The sequence below is a fragment of the Litoribrevibacter euphylliae genome, from assembly GCF_042646085.1.
GTDB classification, from domain to species: Bacteria; Pseudomonadota; Gammaproteobacteria; order Pseudomonadales; family Litoribrevibacteraceae; genus Litoribrevibacter; species Litoribrevibacter euphylliae.
On the sequence record NZ_JBHRSZ010000002.1, the window covers coordinates 1,061,388 to 1,082,046 of the forward strand.

Below are 20,659 nucleotides of genomic sequence, written 5' to 3' on the forward strand. Positions count from 1 at the left end.
ACAACAAAACCCGATCTCATAAAAATCGGGTATCAATTCTTTAACTGGAAGTTAACTTACGGAAAACTTAAGACTATTCGCCCGGTGTTTTAATTTGTCCGTCTTCCACCTCTACATCCAACTTAGAAGACCACTGATTAACAACCAATCCCAAGTCTCCATTGGCCTCGACAACCTTGCGAGCAAACTGCTGTCTGTACAGCAAACCAACATTAATACCGGCAACGGTTACATTTTGAACCTTCCACTGGCCAGCTTTAGTTTTATACATGCTGTACTTCAACGGTACCTGACTGCCACTGGATGTTGTAATCACTATATCAACCACTGCAGTTCGATCACCGTCAGGAACTGGCTCCCCCGGCAGGATATCAATGGTATAACCTTCGTATTCAATCAAACCACCGGAATAAGTCTCTACCAAACTACGTTCAAAAGATTGAGAAAATTTCTTTCTCTGTTCCTTATTGGCTTTTTTGTAGTACGGCCCCATCACCATCGCAGCAATGCGTTTAAAACCAACAACAGGTTGCAATGCTTCAGCTACTCGTGTGTAAAACTTTTCAGGGTTTTCGGTGAAACTAGTTCGCTCATCTTCGATAATAGAAAGCAAGGTTTGGGTCGTATTCCAAACCGCCTGTTCAGGACCAGATAGCTTATCAATATCAACCACACCATTATCTGGTTCAGTAGGAGTTACTGACGCCTCAGCACTCTCCGCACGCAATTCCATCGACAGCATTACAATCAAGCTTGCCAACAACACTCGAAATACTTTCATCATTCTCATCAATTCCACCCAATTATTCTTCCATGACGGTAATGTCGTTTAATGCTTCTAATCCTTAATAAAACATCAAACCAGTTCGGTTTCTTTCACGCGAGACTGCATTCATTAGTTATCCCTAACCAGTACCTAACTAATAAAAGTGCGCTATTGTAGCACCGATAATGGTTTCTATGAACAACTCTAAGGAGCCTCGCATCAGATCTAAGTCATTAGCGTATCGATCGAGGTAAAAGTTCGCTTAATCCCATCTAAATCTATACAATCAGCGCCACATTCAGTATGTTTCAAACGCTCGATTAAGACAGAAACCTCAGGAACTCCAGCTCTATGCTTCTCTATCATTCGCTAGCTATCATTTTAGGACTCATTACACTGGTCTGGAGTTCAGATCAATTTGTAAATTCAGCAGCTTCTGTTGCAAAACTTCTAGGAATGTCGACCTTAATGATAGGTCTGACTGTCGTCAGCTTCGGAACATCTGCACCAGAAATCATGGTCGCGCTCAACTCAGCCTTTAATAACTCACCAGGAATTGCCGTTGGTAACGCAGTAGGCTCGAACATAGCGAACATAGGCTTAGTACTGGGCGTAACCGCTCTCGTGAGCGCACTTCCAATTCGATCAGGTCTGATTCGACGAGAAATCCCACTGCTTCTACTGGTAACAGGTGTATCCGGCGTCCTAATGTGGGATTTATCACTTGATCTATTGGACGGTTTGATCTTATTAGCGTTATTGCCATTAACCTTATTTATCTTTCATAAATTCTCCCACACTGCTCAAGAAGGCGATAATCACGATGCCGCCGAAGACGAACTACTGGAAGAAGTGGCAGACTTGCCTGAAATGTCTACAGGTAAAGCCTGGGTGCTATTAACAGTAAGCCTTGCCGTATTAATCGGAAGCGCTCACATTTTGGTTTGGGGTGCATCCGGTGTTGCAAGAGAGTTGGGCGTCAGCGAACTGGTAATAGGTTTGACCATTGTTGCAATCGGCACCAGCCTACCTGAGTTAGCGGCATCAGTAGCAAGCGCTCTTAAAGGCCATCATGATCTAGCCATCGGAAATGTGATCGGCTCCAACCTATTTAATCTAATGACCGTGCTTTCCGTGCCAGGCATTATCGTCACTACCAGCATCGAACCACTGGGCTTTTCGAGAGACTACTTTGTCATGCTTGGTTTAACGCTGGCCCTGTCTTTCTTTATTCTAGTAAAATCTCGCACCTCAACGTCGGCCTCATCCGGTACCAATATGCAAGTTGGCGGTAAACTGACTAAGCTGCATGGTTTACTTTTCTTAGGCGTTTATACTGCTTATATGGTTCAACTGTACTTACACAGTACCGCCGGTTAATGGCATAGATTTAACTTGTATTACCAGACTAATTTGTTTTACCAGACGTGTTGATGTTAGGACACCTTATGACAGACTTTGATTACATTGCTACAGCCCAAAGAACCTTAACCATTGAGGCTGAAGCCGTCACTGAACTGAAAAATCGTCTCGGCGAAGAATTCGTTACTGCGTGTGAATTGATTATTCACTGCAAAGGCCGAGTGGTAGTTACTGGGATGGGGAAATCAGGCCACATAGGTAAAAAAATGGCCGCAACCCTTGCTAGTACCGGCACCCCGTCTTTCTTTGTGCACCCAGGGGAAGCCAGTCACGGCGACTTAGGGATGATTACCCCTAACGACGTTGTAATTGCCATCTCCAACTCGGGCAACACCAGTGAAGTCGTTACCATTTTGCCTCTGATCAAACGCATGCAAACACCTATGATCAGCATTACCGGCAATCCACAATCCACTATGGCCAAAGCCGCGGTAGTTAACCTCGACATTTCAGTAAAAGAAGAAGCCTGTCCACTAGGTTTAGCGCCAACAGCCAGTACCACTGCGACATTGGCAATGGGTGATGCACTTGCAGTTGCGCTACTTGAAGCCAAAGGCTTTACTGCGGAAGACTTTGCTTTTTCCCATCCCGGTGGCGCACTAGGCCGTCGTTTGCTACTTAAAGTCGAAGACCTGATGCATAAGGGTGCAGATATCCCTTCTGTAACCCCAACCACCTTGGTTAAAGATGCACTACTGGAAGTGACTCGTAAAAAGCTAGGCATGACTGCCATTGTCGATGAACAAAAAGGTCTAATCGGTGTCTTTACCGATGGTGACTTACGTCGTGTTCTTGATAACGAAACCGATTTCCATGCAACCGCCATCAAAGATGTAATGACGTCTCCTGGCGTTCGTTGTCAGCAAGGTATTCTGGCGGCGGAAGCACTGAATATCATGGAAACCAAGTCTATTAACGGTTTATTCGTTGTTGACGAAAACGATCAAGTGGTCGGTGCGTTAAATATGCACGACCTACTTAAAGCCGGCATCATGTAACAACAGATATGTAAGTAGAGAATTACGATGACAGATGTAATTGAACGCGCCAAAAAGATTAAACTACTTTCTTGTGATGTTGATGGCGTTATGACCGATGGCGCGCTTTTGTTTACTTCCGAAGGTCAGGAAATCAAAGCCTTTAATATTCTTGATGGTCAAGGCATTAAGATGCTTCAGAACAGTGGCGTCAAAGTGTGTATTATCACTGGTCGTACTTCAGCCATGGTTCAAAATCGTGCTAAGAACTTAGGCATCGAAATTCTACATCAAGGCCGTGAAGATAAAATTGATGCCATTCAGGAAATTGCTCAGGACTTAAATATCACACTCGATCAAGTGGCGCATATTGGTGATGACCTACCGGATCTTCCTGTCATTCGAAAAGTTGGCCTAGGTGTTACCGTTCCTAACGGTGCAGATTTAATGAAAGAACACGCTCACCACTGTACAACTCGCTCGGGTGGTAAAGGTGCAGTTCGAGAGCTCTGTGAATTGATCATGAAGGCTCAAGACACTCTAGCCGATGCCCACGCGTTCTACCTCAAATAACTCCCATCAGGTAAGAACGCATGATCACCAAAGCCAAAATCAAGCAAATACTAAAAAGCAGCCCTTTACTACTGGCGGCCGTTGCTTTGCTGTTTTGGCTTAGTTTTCAAGAAGAAGGCAATAATATACAACCCGCCCCACCAACGGACGATTCAGCCCCAGATCTGATTCTCATAAATTCAGTATCAACACATTACGATGAGACGGGCCAACAACAGTATCAACTGACCGCAACTAAAATTGATCATTTCCAAGAAAGCCATATTGCTCTCCTAGAAAAGCCTTACTTGATCAACCAAGCAGAAGATGCTCAATGGCAGGCGAATGCTTTATCAGGTCGCGCTGATTTAAATTCAGACACCCTATTCCTTAAAGACCAAGTCAAAATTGACAAGGTCACTGCAACACAAACTGTTTCACTGCGAACTTCCGAGCTTACAATAGACACCCAAAAGAATACAGCTGAAAATGACGTCTTAACCGTTATTCATTCCGGACCGAGTTTTATCGAAAGTCGTGGATTTTTTACTGACTTCAATACCAGTGAAACCCTATTGAAATCGAATGTAAGAGGAACGCATGACGTTCAAAAGTAAATTACTCACACCACTGTTTCTATTAACTCTATTCAGTGCCAGCACAGCTATAGCACTGCCTGAAGACAGGAACCAACCGATTGAGCTGGAAGCCAATCAAGCCAAACTCAATAATGAAACTGGTATTGCGGAATACACGGGCAATGTCATCATTACCCAGGGCACAGCAAAACTAAAGGCGGATCGAGTCATTCTGTATTCCGTTAACAATGAAGTGACCCGTATGAAAGCCTTTGGTGAGCCTGCCAAGTACCAACAAATTCTTAAGCTCGGTGAACAGCCTACCCATATTGAAGGCAAGACACTGGATCTTAAGGTCGCCGAAGAAATTGCTGAAGTCACCGGAAATGGCGTTGTCTATAAAGACAAAGATCGACTCTCAGCAGAGAAAATTATCTACTCTTTAAAAACGGGCGAGCTTAATGCGAAGAAAAACCAAAATGGATCACAAGATACAACTGATAGACCTATAAAAATGATCTTCTATCCCCCTAAGAAAGAAGAGACTCCGCAACAGGAATCGAACAAGTAAGAGCATAGAGCTTTTCTGTAGCCTACCAATTAATATCGAGATAGATACATGAGTTGTCTAAAAGCCGCGCACCTCGCTAAAAGCTATAATAAACGCAAAATCATTAAAGACGTTTCTCTGTCGGTAAGCAGTGGCGAGGTCGTAGGGTTACTAGGGCCTAATGGCGCAGGTAAAACCACCTGTTTCTATATGATTGTGGGCTTGGTACAAGCGGATCAAGGAAAGGTCACCATAGATGATAAAGACATCACGCATTACCCAATGCATGGTCGAGCACAAGTCGGCTTAGGGTATCTACCTCAAGAAGCGTCCATCTTTAGAAAGCTCACCGTTGCTGAAAACATTTACGGTATTTTAGAGCTTAGAAAAGACCTGACCGAAGAACAGAAAAAAGAGAAGCTTGAGTATCTTCTGCAAGAATTCCACATCACTCACATACGCGATTCATTAGGGATGAGTTTATCCGGTGGTGAACGCAGACGTGCAGAAATCGCACGAGCATTAGCCACGGATCCTAAGTTTATTCTATTAGATGAACCTTTTGCCGGAGTCGACCCAATATCGGTGAACGATATTCAGGGCATTATCAATCATTTGAAAGGGTTGGGCATTGGCGTACTGATTACAGACCACAATGTTCGAGAGACGTTGGGAATCTGTGACAAAGCGTACATTGTTGGTGAAGGTCATATCATTGCCGAAGGACAAAGTGATGACGTCCTGAATAATCAAAAAGTAAAAGACATCTATCTCGGAGAGAACTTCAACATTTAATTCAGGCCATACTGTTTTGAGTTTTCCAGATACACAAATCAACACTTTTGAACTTATTTTGGTTTATACTTGATTGCCAATGGCAAATAATTTGCTTGTGCGGTTTTCACAACATCATTTCTTCAGATTACAACCGCACACGCTGAGTGAAAGCATAAGGATACGTTGTAATTTATGAAGACATCGCTTCAGCTCAAGATGGGGCAGTCATTAACCATGACACCTCAGTTGCAACAGGCCATTCGACTGTTACAACTTTCAACCCTGGATTTACAACAAGAAATTCAGCAAGCCTTGGAAAATAATCCAATGCTAGAAGTGGAAGAGGATTTTGAACAAGCCTCACAACCTTCCATTGAAGATCAAATGGCAGAAAAGCCGCTTGATTCCGATCCAGGCGAAACACCATCAAACTCAGAAGATACCGATTTTCTCGCGGGCGATCATAGCGACAGCGGCGACGATTTCAGTCGTGATGATTTTCAAACATCATCGCAAGAAGCCACTGAAACTGACAGTGAGTGGAACAACGACATCCCTGAAGACCTCACCATAGATACCGGTTGGGATGACATTTATCAACACACTCCAACTCAAGCTTCAGCGCCGTCAGACGATGATGACTATGATTTTGAATCCCGTAATACCGTCACCGAAACACTTCAAGATCACTTAAGCTGGCAATTGAATTTAACGCCAATGAGCGACACGGATCGTATCATTGCAGAAAATATTCTCGACGGCATTGATGATGATGGTTACCTGCAAACATCGGTTGAAGACATTTGTATCAGCGCCAACTCAGAACTCGACCTCTCTGAAGATGACGAGAATCGCGTCGACATTGAGGAAGTTGAAGCGGTTCTGCATTTGATTCAACGTTTTGATCCAGTCGGTTCTGGCGCGCGAAATTTACAGGAGTGTCTTCAGGTTCAGCTTAATCAGATGCCACCTGAAACACCGTTTTTATCAGAAGCAAAAATCGTCGTATTGCGCCATTTAGAGCTGCTTGGCAACAAAGACTTTGCCGGCATTATGCGCAAAGGACGCATCAAAGAAGATGTACTAAAAGAAATCATCAGCCTGATTCAAACACTGCATCCTCGTCCTGGCGAACAGATCAATCAACAGACGCCCGACTATGTGGTGCCTGACGTAGTTGTTCAGAAAACCAATGGCCGTTGGCGTGTCGATTTAAATCCGGAAATCACACCTAAGATTCGCATCAATCCAAGTTATGCCTCGTTGATTCGACGTGCGGATTCCAGTGCTGACAATACCTTCCTGAAGGATCACATGCAGGAAGCAAAATGGTTTCTGAAGAGTCTTCAAAGTCGGAATGAAACGCTGCTAAAAGTCGCCACTAAAATTATGGAGCACCAACGCGGCTTCCTGGATTATGGCGATGAAGCCATGAAACCTCTGGTTCTGCACGACATTGCTGAAGCCGTTGAAATGCACGAATCAACCATTTCCCGTGTCACTACGCAGAAATACATACACACGCCTCGTGGCATCTTCGAGTTGAAATACTTCTTTTCGAGCCACGTCAGCACCTCTTCTGGTGGCGAATGCTCTTCGACCGCAATCCGCGCCATTATCAAGAAACTTGTCGCCGCAGAGAATCCTAAAAAGCCGCTCAGTGATAACAAAATTGCCACTTTACTGGGTGAGCAAGGGATTAAAGTTGCAAGACGAACCATCGCCAAGTATCGGGAGGCGATGAACATCCCACCTTCGAATGAACGTAAGCGCTTGGTTTAAAGGAATTTTTAATCTGAGGTAGCTAATTGATACAGGTCATTGTATTCATTGCATGCTAGGACTATATTAAAGATGAAGGAGGCACAGACCTCCTCCAGCTTCACCTTATAAGCTGGATTCTTTTGGACCACAGCATACTAAATTAAGGAGTCCTATATGCAAGTAAACATCAGTGGCCACCACCTCGATATTACTACCAACATTCGCGATTATGTTACTTCCAAATTGGATCGACTTGAGCGACACTATGACCAAATAACAAATGTTCAAGTTACACTGAGTATTGAAAAACAAAGACAACTGGCAGAAGCCAAGTTACATGTAACCGGTGGTGAAGTGTTTGCTAATGCAGAGCATGATGATCTTTATGCTGCAATTGACGCACTAACAGATAAATTAGATCGTCAATTAATTAAACACAAAGAAAAATCTTTGGCTCGTTAACCCCAGTAAACAAATCAACCCATATAACATGTAGCTGCGACATGAGAAAAATTAACGAGCAGCCTTAATGGATTTATCAAGCATACTATCCAAACAGCGCACCTTATGGTGCGCTTCCTGTCAGAGTAAAAAACGCACCATCGAAGAAATCTCCCAGATCCTCGCTGAACACATTTCAGGGCCTTCCGCACACGAAATTTTTGATGCGCTCATCGAACGCGAACGTCTCGGCAGTACTGGCCTGGGGGATGGTATTGGTATTCCTCACTGTCGCTTACCTTCCTGCGAGAAACCAATCGGTGTATTACTGATGCTGGAAACGCCTATCGACTTTGATTCGTTGGACAAACAAAAAGTCGATATTATTTTCGCACTGGTGGTACCACAAGAAGCCAATGATGATCATTTAGATATTCTGGCAACCATCGCAGGAAAGTTTAGTCATGCTGATTTCAGGGACTCTTTGCGAGCGACCCAATCAGACGATGAACTTTTTTACGTAATAACCAGCTAAACTTAATAGCCATAATTTGAAGGAACCGAGGAGTCACCAATGAAATTAATCTTTGTCAGTGGCCGTTCTGGTTCCGGAAAAAGCTCTGCGTTACACGCCTTAGAAGACTGTGGTTTCTATTGCATCGACAATCTTCCTGAACCCCTTCTGCTTAATTTACTTGATGCTATTTCCAACTCCAGTGCTTATGAAAACACAGCCATCAGTGTCGATATCAGAAACTTCGACGGCAGTCATGAACAGTTAAACAAAACATTTGAAGCGCTAAAGAAAAAGACGATCGAATATCAGGTAATCTTCTTGGACAGCGATGAAGATATTATCGTTAAGCGCTACAACGCATCACGAAGAAAACACCCCTTAAGCTCAGACTCGTGCTCCCTGAGAGAAGCCATTCAATTAGAGCGAAAAATTCTCGGTCCTCTACTGAACAATGCGGACCTGGTCGTCGATACATCGACCATGTCTGTTCATGAACTTCGTAGTTTAATGCGTAATCGTGTCGCCACCCATAAAACCAATGAAGTATCGTTGCTGATTCAATCTTTTGGATTCAAGTACGGCGTGCCCAGCGACAGCGATTTAATGTTCGATGTTCGATGCCTACCAAACCCCTACTGGGAACCAACGCTCAGAAACTTTACCGGCAGAGATCAAGAAGTCGTGGACTTTCTTAGTGCCCAACAAACTACAAAAGACATGTTAGATGACATTACACGTTTCATTGAAACCTGGACACCTCATTATCAAAAATCCGGGCGTGCCTACATAACGGTTTCAATAGGCTGTACCGGTGGTTGCCATAGATCTGTCTATATTGCAGAACAACTTAAACAGCACTTCTCTGCTAAGTATTCTGAAGTTCATCTAAAACACACCCAACTCTAACCCCTTGATCCTTCATATAAAAAGAAACAAAATAATTTCCATCTATTAGCAAAAATGAATTATTATTTTGCTCTATCGTCTTTCACGAATCTCGATAAGGATGTCCCCCCCAATGCAGCAAATAGAAGTCACCCTGATTAATAAACTCGGTCTTCACGCTCGCGCTGCAGCTAAATTGGTTAATACAGCCACCAGTTTTTCATCCAACATCACCATCAATAAAGACAGTCAGTCAGCGAATGGCAAAAGTATTATGGCCGTTATGATGCTAGCGGCATCATGCGGAACCCAACTTACCATTTCCGCCGAAGGCCAAGATGAGGAAAACGCGCTCAAAGCAATTGAGCAACTTATCTCTGATCGCTTCGATGAACCTGAGTAGTAGATTTTTAACAAAATCAACACTCTGAGTGTGTATAATTACCCACTATTATCGGTGCTAATCTCTTATTTAACAGATACAGTACTTAATCACGAATTCTAGGTATAAATATGGCAAGTGCTTTGAGCAGTGCAAATAGCTCATCTCGCATGAGAGCATTAAACCGGGCGTTAGAGTCCGGGGCATTGTCGCAAGTAAGCAGAATGCTTAACCATACCTTATCCAGTGCTGAACTCGGTCATCTTCTTGAGTCCTCACCTCCTCATACCCGAAAAGTTCTTTGGGAATTGCTGGAAAAGAAAAAGCAAAGCACCATTCTTCCGTTCTTAGGTGACGAACTGGTTGCAGATGTACTTCGGGAAATGAGTGCCGAAGAAGTTGCTGATGTCACCACAGACGAAGACATTGACATCGATGACGTTGTCGACATCCTGCAAGTATTACCAGAACGCGTTACACAAGACGTTCTGAATGTGATGGACGATCAAAACCGCCTGCGCGTAGAAGCCATCCTTTCGTATCCAGAGGATACGGCTGGCGGTCTGATGAACACAGACACCATCACCATCCGTCCGGACATTTCATTGGACGTGGTACTTCGTTACCTTCGACGCCATGAAAGCATTCCCGCAACTACCGATACTCTCATCGTGGTGAACCGAAAAGATGAATTAATTGGCCTATTACCCATTTCAAAGCTTTTGGTGACAGATCCGTCGATTACCGTGCGAGAAATCATGGAAACCGATTTTCCGCGAATCACAGCGGATACTCCGGACGATCAGGTCGCTCAACTGTTCGAGCGAGAAGACTTAGTGTCAGCACCTGTTGTCGATAAAAACGGTCACCTGCTAGGACGTATCACCATTGATGACGTAGTTGACGTTATTCGTGAAGACGCGGATCACTCATTAATGAGTATGGCCGGTCTGGATGAAGAGGATGACATCTTTGCGCCTGTAATGAAAACCAGTCGACGCAGAGCAATTTGGCTAGGCATCAATCTTCTAACCGCATTCATCGCTTCAGCCGTGATTGGCATCTTTGAAGATACGCTCGATAAAGTAGTGGCTCTGGCCATTTTGATGCCTATCGTTGCCAGTATGGGCGGCATCGCAGGTAGCCAAACCCTCACCCTTGTGATTCGTGGTATTGCAACCGGGCATATTCGAAAGAACAACTTAAAGTGGTTACTCAGCCGTGAAGTCATGGTAGGACTACTTAATGGGCTCCTTTGGGGAGGCGCTGTTGCTGTAGCCGCAGCCCTCTGGTTCTCCGACCCCAAAATAGGCCTAATCATTGGCACAGCCCTGATTATCAACTTAGTAGTAGCCGTCTTTTCAGGCAGTATGCTGCCATCCTTGTTAAAATCTATAAATATCGACCCTGCATTAGCCGGAAGCGTACTACTTACCACCATCACTGATGTGGTTGGTTATTTCGTATTCTTAGGGTTAGCTACCGCTTTTTATAGCTTCGCCTAATGCACGCCCAAACATATTCTTAAGGTAATCTATTCTATGGCTCGAAAAAGACCTAATGAAACCGAAGAGTTCGAAGACGACATTGAGTTAATCAGCAAGAGCGAACTTAAACGTGAAGCGACACGCCTACAAAACATAGGCAAAGAACTGATTGAGCAAAAACAATCCATTCTGGATCAGCTGGAATTAACACCGGATCTGATGACGGCGATTCAAGAGCATAAACGACTCAAGCAACGAGAAGCCAAACGCCGACACCTTCAATACATCGGTAAACTGATGCGAGAAGTGGATGCTGATACAATCGAACAAGCTCTGGAAAAGCAAAGAGCAGGAAGCGATCAGCAGATCAAACACCTACACAGTGTTGAGCGTTGGAGAGATCGCCTGATCGAGAGCGATGACAACCTTACTCTGTTTATCAATGAGTATGACACGGATATACAGCAGCTCAGACAGCTGGTTCGCAACGCCCGAAAAGATCAAAAAGAACAGAAAAACCGAGGTCACAGCAAAAAGCTATTTCAATGGCTTAAAGATGCAATCCCGTTCTGATTTGATTGAGCCCGAACGATTCCACTAATTGTTCGGGCCAACTTTTGAAGTTGCTTCCATCACAGGCTCTTCCCAAGAACCTGAAATTTGATAATTCACCCCAGTAAACTGATCAACTACACCGCCCCACACGCCTTGCCCCAATAGCATGATACCGCCAATTAAAGGATTGACTCCGGCGACCACAACCGCCCACGGTAATGTTCCACTTACAGGTATAGAAAGACGCATTTGCATATCAAGCGTTTCTTCTTTCATATTGGTAGCACCAATAAGGCTGATGTTTGCACTAGGCCCAGTAATCTCTACGGCTTCATCAATATCCATAACGGGGCCATTAATCGACATCACCCCAGAGATCTCATCAAACGCCAAACCAGAAGAATAGACATCGCTAAAGTCGAGCTTTAATCGTCGGCCCAAAGAACTCAAATTAAATAAGCCTAAAACCTTTAATGGGCTGGCAGTATTGGAAACATTCAGAAACTGCCCATCTTCAATATTGATGTCTATGATGCCTTGCGTCTGTAAATGATCAAATGCCGCAGGACTGCCCTGCCAATAAGCAATGGTATTCAGCTCGACCTTTTTTGCCTCAAACGATGGCTCATAGCCTAGCTTTTTAAAGACGCTACGAATATCTGAAACGGCTAATTTGCTATCAACGTAAGTCGTATGCTTATTATTAATGTAAGTCCAAACAACTTTCCCAGTGGTTGAAATCCCCATCAAGTTGGATTCATCCACACTTAATAACACACCATTTTTTACAGGCTCCAGGCGGGTTCGCCAAAACCCTAATTCTTTATTGCCCTGCTTCAAGCGACTGATTTTAATCGCCGCTTCAGGGAAATCGACTGGATTTAGTTCTTCGAGTGGATCAGCAGCCCGTTTTTCTTCCGTCAGCTTTTCGATGGACTCAGTTTTGGAAGGGGTTGCTTTGTCTGCCGCCGGCAGAATCAGGTAGTCCAAATCAACATCAACAACGCCTTGTGCTCTCGGAAAACGAATCGTCCCGGCAACCTGTCGTGAACGTAAAGCGACACGATGCCCAAGATAAGAAGAACTGCTGCTAATAGAGAGATCATCAAAAAGCATGTCACCTAAGGAGGCCTTTTGAATCATGACATCCGCATAGATGGACGGTGCTTTGCCATCATCCCCGGTTTTAATTCCCTCTAAAGCTTTCGCCCAAGCTTTAAAATCCAACTTAGTCAATCGAGCAAACAAAAATGTCCCTTGGTCAGGTACTCGGGATTCTTTGGGAAGCTTTCCAAAAGACACAACCGTTCGTTCTTTACCCGTGTTAGGCTGAGACTCGTAATCAATATTCAGTGCTCCAACATCAACCGAATGACTTTGTTCACCTTTATTAGATTTAGCTTGATAAACAAAGATCGTTGACTGATCCTCATCATCTTTGGTCAAAGGGTAAGGCAAAGACGACGTAACGCCTTTTAGATTAGAGTGGAGATTAAACGTGTAATTGTCGTCTTCACCAATAACACCATTAAAGTAGTAATCAACGGTACCAGACAAGTAATCATTTAAATGCTTCGGCAATGACTGCCAAGCCAACAATGAAGGAACCTCAGCCGTTCCCCGTCCTTTCAAGTGGTACGTATCAGACTGTGATTCCAGAGTGAAATACACCGGCCCATTCAACGATCTACCTGAGAGATCTTTAACACGAAGTTGCTGATCATCACTGTATGAAATTTCTCCCTGTACCTGATCCACTCTGGGTAAATCAGGTAACTGAACACTTGCTTTCTGCGGGAAGACTTCAAAATTAATTTTCTTCACATCATTACTGGATAAATCGAAACGAAATTCACCCAATACAACCGCTTCCCCTTCGATTGACCAGTCACTCAACGCTTTACCAACCGTAGACTTGAGTGGGCTTTGCTCGACAAAGCGCATATAGCGAGACAATAACGATCGTGAACTCAGTGCAACATCAATATCATAAGCGTCTTTAGTCCACATGTTAGGATACACAACACTTAAGTCTTCAATGGGATTTCCTAATGAGTAACCTGAAACATTCGCAATTAAGTCCTGATTATTAATTTCAAAATGGCCTGAAAAATTATCAACACTCGGCCATTCTTTATCAAAAACTAACCGATCCCCTCTGGCCTGTGTAGCCACTTGCAGGGTATCAGTAACAGGTCCCGCTGGATCAATGGTCATCGTCAATAGAACACGCCCATCAGAGACCTCTGTATCTGTTAACGCACTTCCCATCCACCCCAAAAGTTCTTTATCCAGATCGATAGGAAGAAAGTTAATCAATTCCCCTTTTTCAACCTTCGATGCAGCAATATCCAACGCTAACCGCGCCTCATCAGAGACAAATTCCCATTCAAACGCAAAACCAAGCGAAACATCAACAAGCTCAGAGTTAATCGCCAAGGCAGGGCTGTATACTCGAAGATTATCCTGATCAAGCCACCAATCCACTCGACCTTCGACAGAATTGAACGCATGGTTTTTAGCAAAAATATCTGGGTAAACCATCACTGTATCAGTAGCAGAAAAATCAAAGTAACCCTGACTCTCTTCCACGACTAAACGTCCATTCAACCCATCCATTCCTGGGACACCTTCCCACGGCTGGACTGAAATATCCTTCAACTTGCTTTCAAACCGAATGTCACCATTGGTGTTGAACCACAGCACCGGATAAGACATCAGCCCAGTAGGCGCCAACGTGCTAAGATTTTCTTTCAGTTTTTCAAATGAATTGGGAAGCCAAGTTAACATACTGTTAACTTTTTCAAGATCAACACTCGGGGTGGTCCACCACCAGTTTCCTAAGTAGTCGCATAACAGGCGATGAGGACTGGTTGTATAGTCCTCTCCATTAAATCGAGTTTTCGCGGAAGGAAGATTGATAGAGCAATAGCTGTCTGAGAATTCACCGCTCACATAGAAGCGCTGAGTCTCAATATCCAAAGCGCGTTGATCGTCTTGTTTAAACAAGGACAAATCAGAAACTTCAGACTCGACAACAAAGTTCGCGCCTTGGTAGTTCCAATTCAGCCATACTTGAAACGAGGTCGCTAACCGATCCAATCGATAGGCTTCAGTCAATTGAAAACTCTGAGCCCAATCTAAGGAGTCCAAGTCTTCAACATCGACAAATATGTCGAAATTGAATGAAGGTTCGCCCGGCAGTTGAAACGCCTCACCTCGAAACGAAAGATCTATAGGGTTACGCTCGCCTTGAATCTCCCCTTCCATCTGAGTGTAATCGCCACGCTTTGAGACCAAGACATCGAGTTTCAAGGGGCGATCAAAGGCTTCATCAGCCTGATAAAGGTGAATGACCGCATCTCTCAGATCAATATTGCCCTGATAGAAGAGAATATCGACCCACCGATTAAGGGCCAAAGTATCATCACTGCTGATCTGAGAGTTATCTTTGTAGAGACCGTCTAATGACCATGACAAGTCATCTTGTTGTCGAACCGTCATTTCCAGTGAATCAATGACAAACTCATCAAACACTGGCCGGAAGTAAAATAACGACTTTAAGGTATTAAGTTCAATTAATAGATTTTTGACTTCAGCCAGAGGCTTATCTGATTCCGTATTAATGACCTTTAAATCAGAAAACGACAACAGAGGATTCAACCCGGACATCTGATTATGAGAACTGGAAAACACCAAGTCATAACCGGATTGGGTTTCCAACCAAAACTCGATGTCTTTGCTGTAATGGTTGTATCCCCAGAGCATGACCTGCGCTAGCGACCAGGTCACCATGAAAACAATTGCGCACACAAAAAACAGCCGCCAAAGCCAAAGCTCTATTTTGCGAAGCAGGGTCGATAATGGAAGCGCCATAATGCGTTAACCTAACAGCACCACATCAAACTGTTCTTGTGAGTAACCAGGTTCCACTTGAAACTGTATCGGCGTCCCAATGAACTCCTCAAGGTCAGCAACACTGGCCGACTCCTCATCCAATAGCATATCCACGACAGGCTGTGATGCCAGCACCATATAGCCGGTACTTCCATAAGCTCTAGATTCCCGCATGATCTCTCGAAATATTTCATAGCACACGGTTTCAGCCGTTTTCAAGGTGCCTCGTCCGTCACAAGAAGAACAAGACTCGGTTAACAACTGCCCTAGACTTTCTCGCGTTCGTTTGCGAGTCAACTCCACCAAACCAAGCTCAGAAACACCACTGATCTTAGTTTTCGCATGATCCTTCTCAAGCTGTTTTTCTAACATACGAAGGACTTGGCGTTGGTGTTCAGTGTCTTCCATATCAATAAAATCAAGAATAACGATACCACCAAGATTCCTGAGTCGGAGCTGACGACCAATCGCTGTTGCGGCTTCAAGATTGGTTTTAAAAATGGTTTCTTCGAGATTACGATGTCCTACAAAACCACCGGTATTTACATCAACCGTGGTCATCGCTTCTGTTTGATCAATGATGATATAACCACCGGATTTCAGCGGTACTTTTCGAGTCAAGGCACGCTGCAACTCATCTTCAACACCATAGAGATCGAAAATCGGCCTTTCTCCAGGATAGTACTCCAACTGGCTTACTACCTCAGGAACATACTTTTCTGAAAACTGAATGGACTTTTGGTACGTCTCATTTGAGTCAATACGAATCTTTTCAATGTTCGGTCGCACCAGATCACGTAACGCACGCTTATACAAAGGCAGATCTTCAAAAATCAAAGCCGGTGCCTTCACATTGGTCATGCTTGCACCAATGTACCCCCACAAGCGACGAAGAAAGTTTACGTCGGTCAGAATGTCTTCTTCTGGCACCCCATCCGCCGCCGTTCGAAGAATAAAACCATCCGGGTTTGCCGTTCCGTCCGCCACATCTTCTTCAATGGCGTCACTCACAATTGCTCTTAAGCGATCCCGTTCTTCTTCATCTTCAATTCTCTGGGATATCCCCACATGTTCGTTTTCCGGCATATACACCAAATATCGGGACGGAATAGATATGCGAGTCGTTAGGCGAGCACCTTTGGTGCCAATCGGGTCTTTGGTGACCTGAACAACAATTTCTTCACCTTCATTCAATAAAGCACTGATGTGATCCGGATTTTGCTTAGCAAATTCTGAATTTTTGGGAGGCAAATTAACGTCCGCTGCATGAATAAACGCCGCACGCTCCAAACCTATATCAACAAAAGCGGCCTGCATACCGGGCAACACGCGAACAACCTTCCCTTTGTAGATGTTGCCAACAATGCCTCGAGTATTGCTCCGTTCAATGTAAACTTCCTGGAGCATACCGTTTTCAACCACAGCAACTCGAGTTTCCACAGGTGTTACGTTCACCAAAATTTCGCCGTTCTTTATTCCTGCGGCCATGACCACCATCCTTTTATTCCAATATCCATAAGCAAGTCTGCAGTTTCAGCAAGCGGTAATCCCACCACAGAACTGTAGCTGCCGGTAATTGAGCGTACCAACATTCCGCCCAATCCTTGAATGCCATAGGCTCCCGCCTTATCCGCTGGCTCCTGAGTATGCCAATAGGCCTCTGCCATTTGCTGAGATATTTCACGGAAAGACACTTGCGTTTTAACCAAACAATGACGTGAATGTTGATTTGACTCATCCACAGCCACTAACGCAACCGCGGTTAATACCTCATGCGTTCTATTCGACAACGAAAGAAGCATGTCGGTGCCATGCTCTTTTGATTCAGGTTTACCCAAGATCTGTCCATCCACGATGACACTGGTATCCGAGCCCAACACCCAAGAGCTAGGGTTCACAGCAGCAACCACTTGAGCTTTCTCCATCGCCATACGAATTACATAGGCATCCGGGAATTCATTATTCAGAGGAGTTTCATCAATATCAGCAGGACAGCATTCAAAGGAAACGCCTAACTGCCCGAGTAACTCTCTTCGGCGTGGCGATTGTGAAGCCAGTATTAATTTCATCAAGATGATCCACTAACGCATTACTGGATGTGCCATCTGAGATTCAAACGGCGAATCATATGGTACATGGAAGGCCACAAAAGTGCGCTGACCAACGAAGGCAACAAAAACCATAAGACATCAGAGACTGAACCTACACGCTCTTGCCACCAATAGCTCATTAATTTCGTTAGCCCCAGCATCAAAAACACCATCATCGATTGCTGGAACAGATTGAACATTCGCATGCGCTGATACAACACCAAACATAAGTAGGCAATCACAGCGTATTTAATGGCGTTTAATCCTAAATAATCCCCTTTAAAGATATCCACGACCAAACCTGCAACCCAGCAGCTAACAATGCCGACTTTATAGGGGAGGAATAACACCCAGAAAATTAAGATCAACGCCATCCACTCGGGTCTGGCCACAGCCAACCAGTCAGGTAACGGCCACAACTCCAACAACAAAGCGCAAAAAATGCCTAGATAAAACGGCCAATGCCAATTCTTTGGGACACTGTCATTCATGGTGTCTCCTCAGACGCCTCGCGTGCCATCTGAATATCTTCCAAAGGCTTAATTTTCGGAGTTTTTAGAAGCAACCATTGACGGCTTCTATCTAATTCCGACACAGGCAATGCTTTTACTAACGCATAAGGCCTTCCCGGATCATGATAAACCGAAGACACTCTGGCCACCGGATAGCCTTGCGGAAACTTACCACCCAGCCCGGATGTAATGAGTAGATCACCTTCGACCACATCCGCGGTATCGGCCACATAAATCAGCTTTAATTCCGTAATATCACCGGTACCAACGGCAATTGCTCGCGTGCCGTTTCGAATAACTTCCACAGGGACAGCATGAGTACTGTCGGTAATCAACAACACACGCGAATAGTTATAACCCACTTCAACCACCTGACCGATCAATCCTTTTGCATCAATGACCGGCCAGCCCTCTTGTACGCCTTGATTCAAGCCTACGTCAACGACCGTCCGGTGAACAAAAGGATCAGGATCAACACTCACCACCTCAGTCAGCATATGATCAACGTCTACTCGTTTAGAGCCTCCCAACGTTTCCCTTAGGCGAATATTTTCTGCTGTCAAAGCCGCCATACGCTGCATATTCTTTTTAAGAATAACGTTTTCTGACATCAGCTTGCGATTCATCTCGATGAGATCCGCACGACTGGTCAGCATGTCATCCACCACTTCAGCGGTTTCATAAGGAATGTCTAAAAGATGATAGAAAGGAATGGTGGTCAACCCAATCACTCGCTTTGCCGGGTCTAACCAATTAGTCGTCTTATCGATCAAAATCAGGACAGCAGACAAGAGCGCGACTATGACAAGTCGCATATACACAGACGAACCCGAACTAAAAATCGATTTCATGAAGCCATAAAGTCCCGTGGAAATTCTGCTAAATAATACTAATTAGCATAGCCAGCTACCATACCAATTAATATTTAACGCTGGCTAGCCTGCATGAAAAAGCCAGACAACCGCATTTGCAGATCCATTTCCTATAAGTGATAAAACAGCAAAGCCGTTTACAGTAAACTGCAAACGGCTTTTAATCTTTGTAGCGGTCTAAATCGCCACTACAGAACAATCACCAGCCTGTCGTCTAGTAGCTATTCACCCGCTAAAAGAGAAAACGACTGTTTGTCCATCATTTCCAATGCCATACCGCCACCACGAGCCACACAGGTCAGAGGATCTTCAGCAACGATCACTGGTAGGCCTGTTTCATGCGTAATCAACTTATCCAGATCACGCAACATAGCACCACCACCAGTCAACACAATACCGCGATCAGCGATATCTGAAGCCAATTCAGGCGGACACTGTTCAAGCGCACTCTTCACCGCTTGAACGATTTGAGATAAAGCTTCTTGTAGAGCTTCTAGAATTTCATCACTGTTCAACGTAAAGCTGCGAGGAACACCTTCAGCCAAGTTGCGACCGCGTACATCGATCTCACGTACCACACCGCCAGGGAAAGCAGAACCGATTTCCTGTTTGATGCGTTCAGCCGTTGAATCACCGATCAAAGAACCATAGTTACGACGAACATAAGTCACTATTGCATCATCAAAACGGTCACCACCAACTTTGACGGAATCCGCATACACTATACCGTTCAACGAAATGATCGCGATTTCAGTGGTACCACCACCGATATCAACCACCATCGAACCGTTCGCTTCCTCCACCGGAAGACCTGCACCAATAGCAGCCGCCATTGGCTCATCAATCAAATAAACCTCACGAGCACCAGCGCCCTGAACTGACTCTTTAATCGCCTTACGCTCTACCTGAGTCGCTTTGCATGGCACACAAACCAGCACTCGTGGGCTTGGGCTAATCATGCTGTTTTCATGAACTTTATTAATGAAGAACTGAAGCATACGCTCAGTCACATGAAAGTCCGCAATGACGCCATCTTTCATCGGACGAATTGCAGTGATATTTTCGGGTGTGCGCCCCAGCATGCGTTTTGCGTCGGTACCGACTGCTGCGACTGTTTTCTTACCGTTGTGATTTCGAATCGCCACAACCGACGGTTCATCTAGAATAACACCCTGACCACGTACATAAATCAAAGTGTTTGCTGTTCCTAAATCAATGGAGAGATCGCTGGAAAACATCCCGCGGATTTTCTTAAAAAGACTCATATTCGCCTTAACGCTCTTATGCCATAAAGTGAGATTATCGATAACGTCCGATGCTACCAAATAAGGATGGAATGACGCCCACTATATATCGAAAAAAATTGAAACAAACTGTATCAACCAGCTAACGCCAGAGCAAGCCATAATAAAGCTAAAACAGCATCTTTTGTTGTTGTTTTAATTAATATTCCTTGCAGCTATGTATTTTGTAGTCGAATTTCACCTAGAATACCAAGTTTATTTGCAAAGCACAGACCCCTCGCACTTTCTCTGGATACATCATATAGTTTGCTGACATGAGTATTCAGGCAAAGCTGCAACGCTTGAAGTGCCTAAAACAACCTATATACACAACACTCATCGGCTAAAGGCA

Annotated in this window: 20 protein-coding genes; 13 read left to right on the forward strand and 7 right to left on the reverse strand. The window is 44.5% G+C overall.

Annotated elements, in window-relative coordinates:
• Nucleotides 1–73 precede the first annotated feature (73 nt).
• On the reverse strand, nt 74–784 hold the full coding sequence (locus ACFOEK_RS06460; RefSeq protein WP_386717868.1) for an MlaC/ttg2D family ABC transporter substrate-binding protein: 711 nt from the start codon (nt 782–784) through the stop codon (nt 74–76).
• Between the two features lie 333 nt (nt 785–1,117).
• Between ACFOEK_RS06460 and ACFOEK_RS06465 the strand changes: the two genes are divergently transcribed.
• The 13 genes from ACFOEK_RS06465 (at nt 1,118) to yjgA (ending at nt 11,671) form a co-directional block, all read left to right on the forward strand.
• Complete coding sequence (locus ACFOEK_RS06465; protein ID WP_386717871.1) at nt 1,118–2,146, forward strand: calcium/sodium antiporter; 1,029 nt, start codon at nt 1,118–1,120, stop codon at nt 2,144–2,146.
• A gap of 68 nt (nt 2,147–2,214) precedes the next feature.
• Complete coding sequence (locus tag ACFOEK_RS06470) at nt 2,215–3,186, forward strand: KpsF/GutQ family sugar-phosphate isomerase (protein ID WP_386717874.1); 972 nt, start codon at nt 2,215–2,217, stop codon at nt 3,184–3,186.
• A 27-nt stretch (nt 3,187–3,213) separates the two neighbouring features.
• Nucleotides 3,214–3,738, forward strand: a complete 525-nt coding sequence (locus tag ACFOEK_RS06475; RefSeq protein ID WP_386717877.1) for a KdsC family phosphatase — start codon at nt 3,214–3,216, stop codon at nt 3,736–3,738.
• 20 nt (nt 3,739–3,758) lie between these two features.
• The gene (gene lptC, locus ACFOEK_RS06480; protein ID WP_386717880.1) at nt 3,759–4,334 is read left to right on the forward strand and encodes an LPS export ABC transporter periplasmic protein LptC; all 576 of its coding nucleotides are present in this window, start codon (nt 3,759–3,761) and stop codon (nt 4,332–4,334) included.
• The gene (gene lptA / locus ACFOEK_RS06485; RefSeq protein ID WP_386717883.1) at nt 4,318–4,866 is read left to right on the forward strand and encodes a lipopolysaccharide transport periplasmic protein LptA; all 549 of its coding nucleotides are present in this window, start codon (nt 4,318–4,320) and stop codon (nt 4,864–4,866) included. The genes lptC and lptA overlap by 17 nt, the downstream gene beginning before the upstream one ends.
• 48 nt (nt 4,867–4,914) lie before the next feature.
• Complete coding sequence (gene lptB, locus ACFOEK_RS06490) at nt 4,915–5,640, forward strand: LPS export ABC transporter ATP-binding protein (protein WP_386717886.1); 726 nt, start codon at nt 4,915–4,917, stop codon at nt 5,638–5,640.
• A gap of 174 nt (nt 5,641–5,814) precedes the next feature.
• Nucleotides 5,815–7,404 carry an RNA polymerase factor sigma-54 gene (locus tag ACFOEK_RS06495; protein ID WP_386717889.1) on the forward strand — a complete coding sequence of 530 codons (1,590 nt, stop codon included), beginning with the start codon at nt 5,815–5,817 and terminating at the stop codon, nt 7,402–7,404.
• Between the two features lie 156 nt (nt 7,405–7,560).
• Nucleotides 7,561–7,848: a ribosome hibernation-promoting factor, HPF/YfiA family gene (gene hpf, locus ACFOEK_RS06500; RefSeq protein ID WP_386717892.1), complete on the forward strand. Its 288-nt coding sequence runs from the start codon at nt 7,561–7,563 to the stop codon at nt 7,846–7,848.
• Nucleotides 7,849–7,915: 67 nt separating this feature from the next.
• Nucleotides 7,916–8,362, forward strand: coding sequence for a PTS IIA-like nitrogen regulatory protein PtsN (gene ptsN / locus ACFOEK_RS06505; protein WP_386717895.1), 447 nt, complete (start codon nt 7,916–7,918; stop codon nt 8,360–8,362).
• A 39-nt stretch (nt 8,363–8,401) separates the two neighbouring features.
• A complete protein-coding gene (gene rapZ, locus ACFOEK_RS06510) occupies nt 8,402–9,250 on the forward strand; it encodes an RNase adapter RapZ (RefSeq protein ID WP_386717898.1) in 849 nt (282 codons plus the stop codon).
• A gap of 112 nt (nt 9,251–9,362) precedes the next feature.
• Entirely contained in the window at nt 9,363–9,632 is a 270-nt protein-coding gene (locus ACFOEK_RS06515) for an HPr family phosphocarrier protein (RefSeq protein WP_386717901.1), read from the forward strand.
• 110 nt (nt 9,633–9,742) lie between these two features.
• On the forward strand, nt 9,743–11,116 hold the full coding sequence (gene mgtE, locus ACFOEK_RS06520) for a magnesium transporter (protein ID WP_386717904.1): 1,374 nt from the start codon (nt 9,743–9,745) through the stop codon (nt 11,114–11,116).
• Between the two features lie 36 nt (nt 11,117–11,152).
• Nucleotides 11,153–11,671, forward strand: a complete 519-nt coding sequence (yjgA, locus tag ACFOEK_RS06525; RefSeq protein ID WP_386717907.1) for a ribosome biogenesis factor YjgA — start codon at nt 11,153–11,155, stop codon at nt 11,669–11,671.
• A gap of 24 nt (nt 11,672–11,695) precedes the next feature.
• Here yjgA and ACFOEK_RS06530 read toward each other — a convergent pair whose 3' ends face one another.
• From ACFOEK_RS06530 to ACFOEK_RS06555, 6 genes are all read right to left on the reverse strand, one after another.
• Nucleotides 11,696–15,529: a YhdP family phospholipid transporter gene (locus ACFOEK_RS06530; protein ID WP_386717910.1), complete on the reverse strand. Its 3,834-nt coding sequence runs from the start codon at nt 15,527–15,529 to the stop codon at nt 11,696–11,698.
• 6 nt (nt 15,530–15,535) lie between these two features.
• The gene (gene rng, locus ACFOEK_RS06535; protein WP_386717913.1) at nt 15,536–17,038 is read right to left on the reverse strand and encodes a ribonuclease G; all 1,503 of its coding nucleotides are present in this window, start codon (nt 17,036–17,038) and stop codon (nt 15,536–15,538) included.
• Nucleotides 17,023–17,619 (reverse strand): Maf family protein, encoded by a 597-nt coding sequence (locus ACFOEK_RS06540; RefSeq protein WP_386717917.1) that lies wholly within the window; start codon nt 17,617–17,619, stop codon nt 17,023–17,025. The genes rng and ACFOEK_RS06540 overlap by 16 nt, the downstream gene beginning before the upstream one ends.
• A 20-nt stretch (nt 17,620–17,639) precedes the next feature.
• Nucleotides 17,640–18,131 (reverse strand): rod shape-determining protein MreD, encoded by a 492-nt coding sequence (mreD, locus tag ACFOEK_RS06545; RefSeq protein ID WP_386717920.1) that lies wholly within the window; start codon nt 18,129–18,131, stop codon nt 17,640–17,642.
• Nucleotides 18,128–19,003 (reverse strand): rod shape-determining protein MreC, encoded by an 876-nt coding sequence (mreC, locus tag ACFOEK_RS06550; protein ID WP_386717923.1) that lies wholly within the window; start codon nt 19,001–19,003, stop codon nt 18,128–18,130. Before mreC ends, mreD begins: the two co-directional genes overlap by 4 nt.
• Nucleotides 19,004–19,245: 242 nt before the next feature.
• Nucleotides 19,246–20,289 carry a rod shape-determining protein gene (locus ACFOEK_RS06555; RefSeq protein ID WP_284380879.1) on the reverse strand — a complete coding sequence of 348 codons (1,044 nt, stop codon included), beginning with the start codon at nt 20,287–20,289 and terminating at the stop codon, nt 19,246–19,248.
• Nucleotides 20,290–20,659 lie beyond the last annotated feature (370 nt).

Coding starts and splice junctions, on each gene's coding strand:
- ACFOEK_RS06460 (WP_386717868.1), bottom strand. CDS start 784: ATGATGAAAGTATTTCGAGTGTTGTTGGCAAGCTTGATTGTAATGCTG.
- ACFOEK_RS06465 (WP_386717871.1), top strand. CDS start 1,118: ATGCTTCTCTATCATTCGCTAGCTATCATTTTAGGACTCATTACACTG.
- ACFOEK_RS06470 (WP_386717874.1), top strand. CDS start 2,215: ATGACAGACTTTGATTACATTGCTACAGCCCAAAGAACCTTAACCATT.
- ACFOEK_RS06475 (WP_386717877.1), top strand. CDS start 3,214: ATGACAGATGTAATTGAACGCGCCAAAAAGATTAAACTACTTTCTTGT.
- lptC (WP_386717880.1), top strand. CDS start 3,759: ATGATCACCAAAGCCAAAATCAAGCAAATACTAAAAAGCAGCCCTTTA.
- lptA (WP_386717883.1), top strand. CDS start 4,318: ATGACGTTCAAAAGTAAATTACTCACACCACTGTTTCTATTAACTCTA.
- lptB (WP_386717886.1), top strand. CDS start 4,915: ATGAGTTGTCTAAAAGCCGCGCACCTCGCTAAAAGCTATAATAAACGC.
- ACFOEK_RS06495 (WP_386717889.1), top strand. CDS start 5,815: ATGAAGACATCGCTTCAGCTCAAGATGGGGCAGTCATTAACCATGACA.
- hpf (WP_386717892.1), top strand. CDS start 7,561: ATGCAAGTAAACATCAGTGGCCACCACCTCGATATTACTACCAACATT.
- ptsN (WP_386717895.1), top strand. CDS start 7,916: ATGGATTTATCAAGCATACTATCCAAACAGCGCACCTTATGGTGCGCT.
- rapZ (WP_386717898.1), top strand. CDS start 8,402: ATGAAATTAATCTTTGTCAGTGGCCGTTCTGGTTCCGGAAAAAGCTCT.
- ACFOEK_RS06515 (WP_386717901.1), top strand. CDS start 9,363: ATGCAGCAAATAGAAGTCACCCTGATTAATAAACTCGGTCTTCACGCT.
- mgtE (WP_386717904.1), top strand. CDS start 9,743: ATGGCAAGTGCTTTGAGCAGTGCAAATAGCTCATCTCGCATGAGAGCA.
- yjgA (WP_386717907.1), top strand. CDS start 11,153: ATGGCTCGAAAAAGACCTAATGAAACCGAAGAGTTCGAAGACGACATT.
- ACFOEK_RS06530 (WP_386717910.1), bottom strand. CDS start 15,529: ATGGCGCTTCCATTATCGACCCTGCTTCGCAAAATAGAGCTTTGGCTT.
- rng (WP_386717913.1), bottom strand. CDS start 17,038: ATGGCCGCAGGAATAAAGAACGGCGAAATTTTGGTGAACGTAACACCT.
- ACFOEK_RS06540 (WP_386717917.1), bottom strand. CDS start 17,619: ATGAAATTAATACTGGCTTCACAATCGCCACGCCGAAGAGAGTTACTC.
- mreD (WP_386717920.1), bottom strand. CDS start 18,131: ATGAATGACAGTGTCCCAAAGAATTGGCATTGGCCGTTTTATCTAGGC.
- mreC (WP_386717923.1), bottom strand. CDS start 19,003: ATGAAATCGATTTTTAGTTCGGGTTCGTCTGTGTATATGCGACTTGTC.
- ACFOEK_RS06555 (WP_284380879.1), bottom strand. CDS start 20,289: ATGAGTCTTTTTAAGAAAATCCGCGGGATGTTTTCCAGCGATCTCTCC.